The organism is Aldersonia kunmingensis (genome assembly GCF_001646865.1).
Taxonomy (GTDB): Bacteria; Actinomycetota; Actinomycetes; order Mycobacteriales; family Mycobacteriaceae; genus Aldersonia; species Aldersonia kunmingensis.
In genome coordinates this window covers 1-11851 of record NZ_LRRB01000059.1, presented here as the reverse complement: position 1 = coordinate 11851, position 11851 = coordinate 1, and the positions used below count along the sequence as shown (strand labels likewise).

The 11851-nt window shown below is 65.8% G+C and carries 14 protein-coding genes; 3 read left to right on the top strand and 11 right to left on the bottom strand.

Annotation, left to right across the window (positions count from 1 at the left end):
* Nucleotides 1–2: 2 nt before the first annotated feature.
* Complete coding sequence (locus tag A8G08_RS04315) at nucleotides 3–488, top strand: SRPBCC family protein (RefSeq protein WP_068270591.1); 486 nt, start codon at nucleotides 3–5, stop codon at nucleotides 486–488.
* A gap of 18 nt (nucleotides 489–506) precedes the next feature.
* Here the strand turns inward: A8G08_RS04315 and A8G08_RS04310 are convergent, their stop codons facing one another.
* The 11 genes from A8G08_RS04310 to A8G08_RS04260 are packed head-to-tail and all read right to left on the bottom strand — an operon-like array spanning nucleotide 507 to nucleotide 10393.
* On the bottom strand, nucleotides 507–887 hold the full coding sequence (locus A8G08_RS04310) for a VOC family protein (protein WP_068270588.1): 381 nt from the start codon (nucleotides 885–887) through the stop codon (nucleotides 507–509).
* A 12-nt stretch (nucleotides 888–899) separates the two neighbouring features.
* A complete protein-coding gene (locus tag A8G08_RS04305; protein WP_068270586.1) occupies nucleotides 900–1856 on the bottom strand; it encodes an alpha/beta hydrolase in 957 nt (318 codons plus the stop codon).
* Nucleotides 1857–1860: 4 nt separating this feature from the next.
* On the bottom strand, nucleotides 1861–3390 hold the full coding sequence (locus A8G08_RS04300) for a flavin-containing monooxygenase (RefSeq protein WP_068270584.1): 1530 nt from the start codon (nucleotides 3388–3390) through the stop codon (nucleotides 1861–1863).
* A gap of 39 nt (nucleotides 3391–3429) precedes the next feature.
* Nucleotides 3430–4167, bottom strand: coding sequence for an SDR family NAD(P)-dependent oxidoreductase (locus tag A8G08_RS04295; RefSeq protein ID WP_068270582.1), 738 nt, complete (start codon nucleotides 4165–4167; stop codon nucleotides 3430–3432).
* Nucleotides 4164–4559 carry a nuclear transport factor 2 family protein gene (locus A8G08_RS04290; protein ID WP_084435938.1) on the bottom strand — a complete coding sequence of 132 codons (396 nt, stop codon included), beginning with the start codon at nucleotides 4557–4559 and terminating at the stop codon, nucleotides 4164–4166. Before A8G08_RS04290 ends, A8G08_RS04295 begins: the two co-directional genes overlap by 4 nt.
* A 5-nt stretch (nucleotides 4560–4564) precedes the next feature.
* Entirely contained in the window at nucleotides 4565–5737 is a 1173-nt protein-coding gene (locus tag A8G08_RS04285) for an acyl-CoA dehydrogenase family protein (protein ID WP_068270676.1), read from the bottom strand.
* Nucleotides 5734–6708 carry an acyl-CoA dehydrogenase family protein gene (locus A8G08_RS04280; RefSeq protein WP_068270577.1) on the bottom strand — a complete coding sequence of 325 codons (975 nt, stop codon included), beginning with the start codon at nucleotides 6706–6708 and terminating at the stop codon, nucleotides 5734–5736. The genes A8G08_RS04285 and A8G08_RS04280 overlap by 4 nt, the downstream gene beginning before the upstream one ends.
* On the bottom strand, nucleotides 6705–7496 hold the full coding sequence (locus A8G08_RS04275) for an HpcH/HpaI aldolase family protein (RefSeq protein WP_068270575.1): 792 nt from the start codon (nucleotides 7494–7496) through the stop codon (nucleotides 6705–6707). The genes A8G08_RS04280 and A8G08_RS04275 overlap by 4 nt, the downstream gene beginning before the upstream one ends.
* Nucleotides 7493–8461, bottom strand: a complete 969-nt coding sequence (locus A8G08_RS04270; RefSeq protein ID WP_068270573.1) for a zinc-binding dehydrogenase — start codon at nucleotides 8459–8461, stop codon at nucleotides 7493–7495. The genes A8G08_RS04275 and A8G08_RS04270 overlap by 4 nt, the downstream gene beginning before the upstream one ends.
* 1 nt (nucleotide 8462) lies before the next feature.
* A complete protein-coding gene (locus tag A8G08_RS04265; protein ID WP_084435941.1) occupies nucleotides 8463–9638 on the bottom strand; it encodes a cytochrome P450 in 1176 nt (391 codons plus the stop codon).
* Between the two features lie 50 nt (nucleotides 9639–9688).
* Nucleotides 9689–10393 carry an NIPSNAP family protein gene (locus A8G08_RS04260; RefSeq protein WP_068270672.1) on the bottom strand — a complete coding sequence of 235 codons (705 nt, stop codon included), beginning with the start codon at nucleotides 10391–10393 and terminating at the stop codon, nucleotides 9689–9691.
* 138 nt (nucleotides 10394–10531) lie between these two features.
* Between A8G08_RS04260 and A8G08_RS04255 the strand changes: the two genes are divergently transcribed.
* Both A8G08_RS04255 and A8G08_RS04250 read left to right on the top strand, forming a co-directional pair.
* Nucleotides 10532–11362 (top strand): SMP-30/gluconolactonase/LRE family protein, encoded by an 831-nt coding sequence (locus A8G08_RS04255; RefSeq protein WP_068270572.1) that lies wholly within the window; start codon nucleotides 10532–10534, stop codon nucleotides 11360–11362.
* A 39-nt stretch (nucleotides 11363–11401) separates the two neighbouring features.
* On the top strand, nucleotides 11402–11851 hold a 450-nt coding region (locus A8G08_RS04250; RefSeq protein ID WP_187344429.1), incomplete at its 3' end, for an acyl-CoA thioesterase domain-containing protein.

The following is an 11851-nucleotide window of genomic DNA, read 5'->3' as shown; positions in this document are numbered from 1 at the left end:
CGTTGGGTATCGTCACCACGAGTTCGTCCACCGCGTTCACTCACTCGGCCGAGACGATCTACGACTTCGTCACCAACCCGGCGAACTGGACCAAAACCTATCCGAACAGCGTCCATGTCGGGAACGTTCCCGACCGGCCGCTGCAGGTGGGCGACACGTGGGAGGAAGCCGGCCCCGATGGGGATCGGATCTTCAGTTGGCACTGCGCAATTGCCATGCGGCCACGCATGTTCGTGTTCAACTCCGTTGGCCGCCTCGCGCACGACCGCGATGGCAATGGCGGCCGCGAAGGCCGGATGACGATTACCTATCAGTTCACCGAGCCGGGTGAAGGAGTCACGCTGTTCACGCGGTCGATGGCCCTAGAGACGTACAAGCACGCGCCGTTCCCTGACGGCTGGTTCCGGACCGTCAACCCCGCACATATCGACTCCTACCATGAGGCAATCGCGCGTGAACTCGACGCACTCGTCGCGGCAGCGAACTGACCTTCAGCCCGTCCGGCACTAGGCGTCCGTCAGTCGCCAGGGCGGATTTCGGCGGTTGTCCCCGGCATGGAAGAGGACGAGATTGTGGCCCTCGGGGTCATGGAGTCGGGCTTCGCGCCAGAGCCACGGCATATCGGTGGGCGGCAGACTGAAGACGACACCAGCTTCCCGCAGACGCTCGCATTCGCTGTCGAGGTGGTCGGTTTCGAAATAGACGCTTACCTGCTCGTTTGCGCTGACCGCCGGAACTCGTTCGACGGAAAAGGTACTGCCTCCCGTCGGGCATTCGAATCGCAGATAGTCGTCGTCGCGAACGATCAAGTGCAGGCCCAGCAGCGTGTAGAAGTGTTCGGCGCGCTCGAGGTCCGTCGCTCCGATCGTCACCTGATTCAACTGCATGGAATCACTGCATCACGCGGGTATGTGCACCGCAAGGTTGCTCGAATGCAGCGCCGCCCGCAGCGCGGTGCCCTGCATCTCGAATAGCCGCTCGCTTGTTTCCCACCCGGGAACCAGCGAATCGAATCCGTGGCAGGTACCCGCGAACACATGGAGATCCGTCGCGACACCTGCCATCAGCAGCCGCACGGCGTAGTCGATCGCCTCGTCGCGCAGCGGATCGAGCTCGGAGCAGGACACAAAGGCTCGCGGCAATCCGGCCAGTTCCTCGCGGCGACCGGGAACCGACGCGTCACTCGGCCGGGTGTCGTGCAGATAGTGCTGCCACATGAGTTCGGTTGCCGGACCGTCGAATCCGGGCGTGATATCGAATTCCTCCTTGGACGGCATGGGCCGGTCATCGAGCACCGGTTGATGCAGCAGCTGAAACACGAGCGACGGAACCGACCCGTCCGTGGACTGTTGAGCCAACAGCGCTGCCAGCGCGCCGCCGGCGCTGTTGCCTGCCACCGCTATGCGGCCCGCATCGATGCCAAGCGACTCTGCTTCCGCGGCAATCCAGTTCAGCGTGTCGATCGCGTCGTCGAGTGCAGCGGGGAACGGGTGCTCCGGGGCCAGGCGATAGTCGACCGACACGACGGTGCACTCCGCGCGGCGTGCGAGTTCCACGCACTGCCGGTGATCGGTGTCGAGATTGCCCAGTACGAAGGCCCCTGAGTGCAGGTAGAGCACGGCCGGAGCGGGTGCCGGACCACCGCGGTAGATCCGCACCCGGATCTCTCCCGAACCGGGGACGACGGCATCCTCGATCCGGACGCCGGTCGCAGAGATCGCGGCCACACCCTCTCGTCGACGGAGATTGATCGAATCCCGTATGGCTGGAATGAGTTCCGTCGACAGGTTGGTCCGCGCTGCGGCAAGGTGCACGAGCGCCGGATCGAGCCGCGCCAGCACATCGGTGGTGTCCATGTCGCTATCCCGTCATGATCGAGTGTGTTTGCGGTGTCCACGTCGTCTCGCCGGGCTGCGCCGGCGCCGCCTCGAGGTAATAGTCCGCGGGCCGGAATCTACGTGTCATGCCCCAGAACGCCCGCGCGCTGCGCGGCCATTGCGTCACGACTCTGCCGTTGGCGCTCCGGAAGTAGCTGCTGCACCGCGTCGTCCACACGGTGCCGACCATCCACTTGTCGATCTTGCGGCCGAACTCCGCCATCGCCTCCGGCCGGACGGCGACATACGTTTTGCGGCGGCGGCGCATATGGCGCAGCGCCCGGACGATGTAGCGCGCCTGAGCCTCGAGCACGAAGATGACGCTGTTCGACCCCACATTCGTGTTCGGGCCGTAGAGCATGAAGAAGTTCGGGAATCCCGGTACCGCCATGCCCAGGTACGCGAAGGCACCGTCACGCCAGACGTCGTGCAGTGCCGCACCGCCCTCGCCGCGCACGTCGATCTCGCCGAGATAGTCGGCGGCCGCGTAGCCGGTCGCGCACACCACGACGTCGACCTCACGTTCGGTACCGTCCGCCGTGACCAGCGAGCGGGCCCGCAGTACTCGGGCCGGACTGGACACGACCTCGACATTCGGCCGGGTGAGCGCCTTGATGAAATCCGAGGAGAACACCAACCGCTTGCAGCCAAGCGGGTGCTCCGGTGTCAGTCGCTGTCGCAGTTCCTCGTCCGCGACCGTCCTCGCCAGCATTCGCTCCGCAACGCCCTTGAACGCCTGCGTCTTGTCGCTGCCGTGCTCGATCACCCCGATGTTCTGTTCGCTCGTGAGCCACAGTCGAGTTCGGTAGTACTTCTTCGCGAACGGCACGTTGGCAAAGACCCACCGCTCTCGGTCGGTGTAGGGCCGGTCCGGCTTCGGCAGGATCCAGGTGGGCGATCGCTGCACCGAGTAGACCTGCTCGGCTACCTTCGCAAGCTCCGGAATTACCTGTGCAGCAGTGGAACCGGTGCCCAATACCGCGACCCGGGCCCCTTCGATCTGCACCGAATCGTCCCACCGCGACGAGTGCATCAGAGTGCCGGTGAACGGCTCCTCCTCGACGAGGTCTGGCATCACCGGCTGGGTAAACAGTCCCACAGCGGAGATCACGACATCGAAGCGGTGCTCAGCTCCGGCGCTCGTGGTCAACAGCCATGTTTCGCTGACGGAATCCCAGGCTGCCGAGGTGATTTCGGTATTCAGTCGCAAATGCTTGCCGAGTTCATAGCGGTCGGCGCACCGCTCGAAGTACTCGAGGATCTCCGCCTGCCCGGACCACAATCGCGACCAGTTCGCATTCAGGTCGAAAGAGAACGAGTAAAGGTGCGACTTCACATCGCACGCGAGGCCGGGGTAGTGGTTGATCCGCCAGGTGCCGCCGACGCCGTCCTCGCGGTCGAAGATAGTGAAGTCGCGAAACCCTGCCTTGCGCAGAAAGATTCCCAGCGCAAGGCCACCGGGGCCGGCGCCGATAATGCCCACCGACAGGGTTTTGCCGCCTGCACCGATCATTCGAGCCTCCGTATCAGTGTGGTCCGGGATAGTGGTTGGTCAGCCGATTTGCAGCGACTGGCCACCGTCGATTACGAGTTCCGCGCCGTTGATGAACTTCGCGCGATCGGAGAGCAAAAAGGCGACCGCGTCCGCGATCTCGACTGGACTGGCTATCCGTCCCGCCACGGCCCGTGCCGCGAGTCCCGCGATGACCGACTCGTCCAGCATGGGTGTGTCGACCGCTCCGGGAATGACAGCGTTGACGCGGATGCCCGACGGCGCCAATTCGGCCGCGGTGATCTGGGTCAGCCCGCGCAGCGCCCATTTCGCCGAACCGTAGGCGGTGTGGTTCGGGAACGGTCGCACCGCGCTAGTGCTGCTCGTGTTGACGATGGCGCCGCTCTCTGCGCGGCGTAGTTCGTCCAATGCCGCGCGCGTCCCGAGGAAGGGACCAAGGCAATTTACTCGCCAGCTGCCCTCGAACCCGGCGACGGTTTCGTCCGCGATCGAGGCACGATGCAGCACGCCTGCGTTGTTGACCAGCCCGGTCAGCGCACCGAACTCGTCGACCGTTCGACGCACCGCAGCAGCCCACTGCTCCTCGCTGGTGACATCGAGCGGTATCGCGATGACCCGCGAATCATTGTGCGCTGCAACACTGTCCTTCATTTCATCGACGAGCACGTCGCAGGCCGCGACCCGAAACCCGTCGGCAAGCAGTTGCGTCACAATCGCAGCGCCCTGCCCGCGCGCGGCGCCCGTGACGAGCGCTACCCGGTTGTCTTCCGCGTTCACAGCACACGCTCCTGCGGGGTGTCGCGCAGTCCCTCGGTGGTGATGAATCGGCACTGCCTTCGCCGGAAACGCCAAGCGCCATCGGTGACTACCAATTCGTCGTCGTACAAGGCCGGTCGCATTTCGTGGGTGCCCGCGTCCACGAACAGCAACTGGGTCCGAGCGGTCGCCGTGTGGTCACGCACCTCGATCAGCTGCGCACCGGTGAGATGCACGCCGCGCGGAGCGCCGGTCAGCATCCGGCGGATCTTTTCGCGCCCGCCGAGCACCCTGCCGAATACCGCGAATTCGGCGTCGTCGGTGAATAATTCGAGGCAACCGTCGATATCGTCGGCGTCGAGCAGCAGCGCGTACCCGGCCAGCAGATCGCGGATTCGTTCGTAATCGGTCATCGTCCTCACCACGACCTGGGCAGCCCTAGTAGCTGCGTCGCCAACACATTGCGCACGATCTCCGATGAGCCCCCCGAGATGGTGAGCGCGCGCGACCACAGAAATGCCTGTCGCCAACGCGCATGCACGGGCTCGCCTTCGGGGCGCAGCACTCCCGCGGACAGAATCGTCATGGCGTGGGCACACATGGCCACGTTCAACTCGGTATAGGCGAGCTTGGCGATCAGGCCGTCGGCGGGGTCGTCGGTACCGGTGCCCAGCTTCTCCACCGCTTCGGCGGCGATGAGCGCGACCGCGCCCACCCTCGCGCGGATTCCGGCGATCCCGTCGCGGATGACCGGATCCTCGATGGCGCTGGTCCCGCCGGGTAACTCGATGTACTGCGCCAGCTCGATGAGGTCATCGAATAGCAGGTCGAGCATCACCGCGTTCGCGCCGACGTAGGCGCGTTCCGATGCGAGCCCCGAATTGACCACGCCCCAACCGCGGTTGACTTCGCCGAGCACCTGCGTCTCGGGAACGATGACATCGTCGAGATAGACCTCGCAGAACTCGGCCGAGCCGGTCATTTCGCGGATCGGCCGAACGTCGACGCCCGGTGTACTCATATCGAGCAGGAACACCGTCAGTCCGGCATGCGGTTTCGCTGCGGAGTCCGTTCGCGCGAGCAGCACACCTCCCTGAGCCCACTGGCCATCGGTCGTCCACACCTTCTGCCCGTCGACGCGAAAGTTTCCGTCGGGCAGCCGGATCGCCTTCGTGGTCAACCGCGCGAGGTCACTGCCGACACCGGGCTCGCTGAAGAGCTGGCACCAGATGTCCTTGGCTGAACGGATCCGCGGCAGGTAGCGCTGGTGCTGTTCATCGGTGCCGAACGTGATGATCAGATGCGCGGCGAGCAGCACCTGATCGATCGGGCGCGGCACGCGAGCGCGGACGATTTCCTCCATCACGACCGCGTCGTGGCGCGGCGTGTGACCGGCACGGCCGCCGTGCCGTTCCGGCCAGCCGCCGCCGATGTAGCCAACCTCGAACAGCGCCACGTACCAATCACGCACTCGCCGTTCGGTTTCCGCGTCACGCGGCACTCGAACGCCGTCACTCCAGGTCCCGTCTGGAGCATTTGCCTCGATGAACTTCCGGACCTGTGTGCGGAACTCGTCAATGTCCGCGGTCATCGCGTCGCCTTTCCCCACGATTCGGCCTCGGCGAGCCGAGTGCGCGCCGAACGCGAACCGCCCAGAACCACGGTGTTCTGCACCGCGCGCCGTAGCGCGAAGTGATGCCCGTACTCCCAGGTGAAGCCGATCGCGCCGCTGAGCTGAATGCAGTCGCTGAGCAGGTCGGCGGAACGGTCGCAGCAGAACGTCTCGGCCATGGCAACGCGGTCCGCGAAATCGCCGTCGCTGCCGGCGGGGTTGTCGTATGCCGCGCCTGCGTCGGCGATGAGCAGCCCAAGCTGACGCAGCGTGATGGTGTGGTCGACGAGCCGGTGCGCCACTGCCTGGTACTTGCCGATCGGTACGCCGAATGTCGTTCGTTGCCCGGCGTACTCGACGGTGCGGTCGAGAACCCGCGTGATCGCTCCCGCGGTGTCCGCGCAGTAGAGCAGTCGGCGGACCGCGGCCGCGTCCCTCGCGGTCTCCGCGACGTTTGTCACCACACGAGGTGCCGTGGGGTCGATGCGAATCGCCGAGAACGTCCGAGTGACGTCGAGAGTCGTTACCGGCTTGCTCTCGACCGCGTCGAAATGCACTGCAACGAGATTCCCGCCCTCGGTCGCAGCGATGACCGACGTGTTCGGCGCCGGCGCCACGATCTGTTCACCCTCGATGCCGCCGATGAAGACGGCCGAAGCGGCAGACTGCGCTACGCGCTCGAGCTGGGTGGCCAGCACCGTGGCGGCAAGCGTCTCCGCGGCAGGTCCCGCATACAGCGCCCGGCCGAGCTCCTCGGCTACTACGCATGCGGCGGCCAACGAGCCGTCCGGCGGTTCGAGCGTCGACCACGCCCCGAGTTCGGCCAGCGCAGCCCAACTCGCGGACCACTCGTCGGGTGTCGGTTCGGTGTCGCCGGCGAAGCGCTCGGCAAGCAACTCTCGTGTCGCCGCCCGCAGCAAATCCAGTTCAGTGGAGGTGATTACCGTCATTGGTATCCACCCGGCGCCGTGACGGCCTCGTTGTCCACTGCGGTTGCCTCTGCGAGGTGCGCAGCCGCGCCTCGCCGCAGCGCCTGCGATTCCGCCGCAAGCGTGATCATTCGATAGCCCCTTTGTGCCAGACCTTTTCCGGCGGCTCCGCTACCGGCGTGGATGCCGAGAACTAGCCCTGCCGCACTCACCGCCACCTCGATCCGCGCCATCGCATCGAGCACTGTCGGTTCCGTCAGCGCGCGAACCGGATTCGCACCCAGCGTTATCGCCAGGTCGGCGGGGCCGACGTAAACACCCGCCAAGCCCGGGACGGCGCAAATCTCGCCGACCGCCGCCACACCGACGGCCGTCTCGACCATCGCGAAAACCTGGGCGCGCGCCTCGAGCACGTCGATGTCATAGCCGAGGTCGGCCCGCAATGGACCGAAACTGCGCACGCCCCGCGGCGCGTACCGGGTTGCCGCCACCGCTTGGGCTGCCTGCTCGGCGGATTCGACCATGGCGATGACGACCGCATCGGCACCCGCGTCGAGGACGCGCCCGATCGGCGCGGGTGCCGCCGACGGCAGGCGCACCGCCGTGGCAATCGGGACATGCTCGAGCCGCCGCAGCACCATGGCGACATCGGCATCGTCGAGATAGCCATGCTGGGTGTCGAAGCCGACGTAGTCGTAACCGGCCTTCGCGAACTCCTCGGGTCCGAGCCAACTCGGCCCGGTCACCCAGCCACCCCAGAGCGTCGCCCGCTCGGCAAATCCAGCGCCGAAACGACCCGCCGCGCTCAAGGCACGATCGCGATCTTCACGCGGCCCGCGACCGGGCGGCTTGCCAACTCGAACGCGTCCTGAGTCTCGCTCACGGCAAACGTATGCGTGACATAGTCCGCGAGCAGGCCCGGGTGTTCGCGGGCGAATTCGTCGGCGAGCCCGAGGACTCTGCGACGGTCGAGGGTGACACCCGACTTCAGGGTCAGGTTGTTGCGCAACATCGTTCGCATGCTGATCGGGTAGCTGTCGTCGTCGGGGACCCCGAAATAGAAGACCGTGCCGCCCGGCGCGACCGCCTCGATCGCATGGTTCAGCGTCGCGACCTGGTGACCGACCGCCTCGATGACGACATCTGGGCGGTCCTCCACGGCGAGGTGCCGAACCCAGCGATCACTTGTCGCGTGTATCGCGGTATCGACTCCGAACAACTTCGCGACATCGGCGCGCTCTATGGGATCGATCCCGGTAACATGCTGCGCGCCTCGGGCTTTCGCGGCATAGGAAAACAACAGGCCGATCGAGCCCTGGCCGATGACAGCGACATCGCGCCCGTCGATCTCGGGCAATTGCTCGAGCGCATAGAGCACACAGGCGAGCGGCTGCAGCGCCACGGCGTGCGCGGGCTCGAGGCGCGCGTCGTACCCGACGAGCCCGTCACCATCCGCCGAGACGTACTCCTGGAGACCGTTGAATCCCGACGCCCACCCGACCACTCGATCGCCAACTCGATGCTCGGGATGGCGGGTCGCGAGAACCTCACCGACGATCTCGTGGATCGGAAATCCGGCCATGTCCGCGGCGTTCGTTCCGGTGTCACCGGGCAGCCGGCCCTGCGTACCTCGGAATCCCGGCAGGTCGCTGCCGCACACCCCGGCCGCGAGGAAGCGAAGCAGCACCTGCCCATCATCGAGCTGCTCCGCCGTGGTGTCGGGTACCTCGGTGCGTGCGAATGTGTACGGCGCGACCAGTCGGTAGGACCACATGTCACACCTCCACGGGGACGCTGTTCCAGCCCCACTGGAAACTCGACGGGGGTCGCTGCGCACCCTTCTCATCGACGGCGAACTCGGGCACCCGCTTGAGCCATTCCGATACAAGGACCGATATTTCGAGCCGCGCGAGGTGGAAGCCGATGCAGAAATGCTGCCCGCGCCCGAACGCGAGTTGGCGAATATTCGCTCTGTCCCAGACGAATTCGTCCGGCTCCGGGTATTCACGCTCGTCCCGGTTGGCCGATGCGATCAGGGTGATGATGCGTTGCCCCGGCTGGATCGTGTGGTCGCGCAAAGTGAACGGCTTGCGGGCGGTCCTGGCGAACCATTGAGCGGGTGCGCAGTACCGGATCATCTCGTCGCGGGCCAGCGGAACATTGGCCTCGAGGTCGGCGACCACCGCTGCCCGCTGCTCCGGCCGATTCTGTAGCTCCCACAGCCCGTGGGCGACGATCTTCGGCACTGTCTCGGTGCCACCGATGAAGATGCCGAGCAGTTGGGTAGCGGCCTCGACATCATCGAACGCACTGCCGTCCGGGAGTCGGTAGTCGATCAGGCCGTCCACGATGGGCAGCGGTCCGTGCGAGCGATCGGCCCGCCGGCGCTGGACCACCGGGACCAGATATTCGAGGTATCCGGGTCGTGCGGTCGACGTATCGACACCGCTCTTCGGCTTCGCAAGGCTTCCCGCGTTCACCGTGGCAAGCACTTCCGAGGCCAATTCTTCTGGCAGACCAAGCAATTCGCAGACGATCGTCGCGGCGACGATCCCCCCGTACTCCTGGGTGAGGTCGAAGGTGCCCCGCTCCAGCAGGACGTCGAGCCGCTCATTGGCCAGAGTGCGGATCCGCTCTTCCATCTTTGTGACCGACCGCGGCCGTAGCGGCGCACCGTGCGCCTGGCGGATTTCTCCGTAGAGCGGAGCGTCGAAGACGGCGTGGAACGGCATCGGGTGCCACGGCGGGTCCGGCACCGGTCCGTCGTTGTGCTTGGCCAACGTGGTGGCTGGCGGCAGCGTCCCCTCGGAGGCGACGAACGTGCCCTCGCCAACCTCGAGGACTCGCCAGATGTCGTCGAATCGGGACAGCGCGTACGTGTCCCACTCGGGCAGGTAGTAAACGGGGTGGCGATCGCGCAGCACCTTGTAGTAGGGCAGCGGGTCCGCCATCACCGCCGAATCGAACGGGTCGTATGAAAATTCTTCCACTGCAACCACCTTCACTGCAGCGGCGACGGCGGGAGCGCCTGCATGATCGCGTCCTCCCAGCCGTCGCGCAACGCGGGAGCGACACTCATCCAGGTGACAATCTCGGCGGGCGGGGAACCCTTCCACGACGGGTAGTGCTCGGCGAAGCAGTCCCAGTCGCCGTCGAGGGCCCAGTAATGGATCACCTCGTTGAACCGGAAGGTCGTGGTGAAGGAGCCGAGCCAGCGCTTCCCGGTGCGCTCGGACCATGGCACGTACAACCGCTCGAGTTCCCGGATGTAATCGTCCTGCTTACCGGGCTTGGTCTGCATGATTTCTTGAATCACCAGTCCTGCACCGAAATTCGCTTCGCGCAGCTGCGCCAAGGTCTTGTTGCTCGGGCCGGGGTACATGATGCGGCCCTCGCCCGATGCGCCGATCTCGGACAGGTACATCGACCATTTCGCGAAGGCCGCTTCGTGGCTGCCGCCGCGCGCCTGCGCCCGGCCGATCCGGCTGTAGTCGGCGAAGTTGTCGATCTCCCAGATCACGGTCACCTGCGGCCAGTGCCCGTTGTATGGCGTGGTCTCCCACGTCGCGAACAGTCGGGCGCCGAGCTCGGACATCATCGGCTGATAGATGTCGGTGAAAACCTCGACGAACCCATCGCTGCGACCGGTGCCGAGCGAGATGGTCTCGTGCAAATAGAGCAGCGTGTGCTCGTGGTACTTCCGCATCGTCACTCCCGACTGATGGCCGTCGCAGGTGCGCAGGAATTGATGTCGCATGCCGGGGAAATCGTTGACATGAACACCCGACGAGCGTGACACTTGGGCAGTGTTTTGTAAAGCATGCGACCAGCCGGAGGGGACCCGATGACGCCCACACCCTTGGCGAACGGCTTTTGCTTCGGCGAAGGTCCCCGCTGGTTCGAAGGACTGCTCTGGTTCTCCGATTTGCTCGGCGAGACGGTGCACACGGTGACCATGGCCGGGGCCATGACCGCACTGCCGATTCCCGGCCATCGGCCGGCCGGACTCGGCTTCCGGCCCGACGGCTCGCTGCTGATCGTGTCCACCGAAACGCGGCAGCTGCTGCGCTATGACGGTGACAACGTCACCGCCGCTGCCGACCTCTCCAGTCTCGTGCCTGCGGCGCTCGGCGACATGGTCGTGGACGTGCACGGACGTGCGTACATCGGCTCGCAGGCGCGCAGCGGCGGAGTGATCGTGCGCGTCGATCCCGGCGACGACGGCGAGAACCCGGCGACAGTTGTCGCGGATGACCTGGACTTTCCCAATGGCATGGTCATCACCGCCGATGGCGAGACGTTGATCGTCGCCGAGTCCACCGGGCGGCGGCTCACCGCCTTCACCATCGGCGCGGACGGCAGCCTCACGGATCGCCGCGCCTTCGCAGACAACCTCTCGGGCCCACCGGACGGCATCGCGCTCGATGCGGACGGTGGTGTGTGGACCGCGCTCACGCTGGCCAACCGGTTCGAGCGAATCGTCGAGGGCGGAGAGGTGACCGACCGAATCGACATCGGCGAGCGCATCGCCATCGCGTGCGCGCTCGGTGGTGCGGAGCGTCGCGACCTGTTCCTGCTGTCGACTACCGAGGCTTATCCGGAACGCCTGATCGGCACCGACAAGGCGCAACTGGATGTCGTCACCGTGGGTGTGCCGGGCGCTGGTCTTCCGTAAATCACGCTGCTACGCAATCGAATTAAGGAGGAGCTCCAGTTGGCTGATTCGTATTACGAGCTGATTGACGCGGATGACTCGCTCGGCGAGAAGTTCCGCGCGACCGAGTTCACCATCAGCACCTGGGTCGCGACCATCCAGCACGGTGCGCCGCCGTCGGCGCTGCTCGTGCGCGCGCTCGAACGTTGCGAAGCACGCCCGGACACCCGACTGAGCCGGGTCGCCGTCGACCTGCTCGGTCCCGTGCCCGTCGAGGGTGACCTCTGGGTGCGGTCGGAGGTCCTCCGGCCGGGCCGCCAGATCGAACTGGTCGGTGCGGAGCTGCTCGCGATCGGGCCGGATGGTTCGCCGCGACCGGTCGCCCGTGCCTCCGGCTGGCGGCTGCAGACTCAGGACACGCGTGATGTCTTGCACGCTGCCGAGCCACCGCTCCCGCCGCTGTCGGATGGCCGCGACCACAAACTCGGCAGCAACTGGGACCGCAATTAC

What these genes read in the sequence shown, in the direction of transcription:
- A8G08_RS04310 (WP_068270588.1), bottom strand. Translation starts at nt 887, where the DNA reads ATGCAGTTGAATCAGGTGACGATCGGAGCGACGGACCTCGAGCGCGCC.
- A8G08_RS04305 (WP_068270586.1), bottom strand. Translation starts at nt 1,856, where the DNA reads ATGGACACCACCGATGTGCTGGCGCGGCTCGATCCGGCGCTCGTGCAC.
- A8G08_RS04300 (WP_068270584.1), bottom strand. Translation starts at nt 3,390, where the DNA reads ATGATCGGTGCAGGCGGCAAAACCCTGTCGGTGGGCATTATCGGCGCC.
- A8G08_RS04290 (WP_084435938.1), bottom strand. Translation starts at nt 4,559, where the DNA reads ATGACCGATTACGAACGAATCCGCGATCTGCTGGCCGGGTACGCGCTG.
- A8G08_RS04285 (WP_068270676.1), bottom strand. Translation starts at nt 5,737, where the DNA reads ATGACCGCGGACATTGACGAGTTCCGCACACAGGTCCGGAAGTTCATC.
- A8G08_RS04280 (WP_068270577.1), bottom strand. Translation starts at nt 6,708, where the DNA reads ATGACGGTAATCACCTCCACTGAACTGGATTTGCTGCGGGCGGCGACA.
- A8G08_RS04270 (WP_068270573.1), bottom strand. Translation starts at nt 8,461, where the DNA reads ATGTGGTCCTACCGACTGGTCGCGCCGTACACATTCGCACGCACCGAG.
- A8G08_RS04265 (WP_084435941.1), bottom strand. Translation starts at nt 9,638, where the DNA reads ATGGCGGACCCGCTGCCCTACTACAAGGTGCTGCGCGATCGCCACCCC.
- A8G08_RS04260 (WP_068270672.1), bottom strand. Translation starts at nt 10,393, where the DNA reads ATGCGGAAGTACCACGAGCACACGCTGCTCTATTTGCACGAGACCATC.
- A8G08_RS04255 (WP_068270572.1), top strand. Translation starts at nt 10,532, where the DNA reads ATGACGCCCACACCCTTGGCGAACGGCTTTTGCTTCGGCGAAGGTCCC.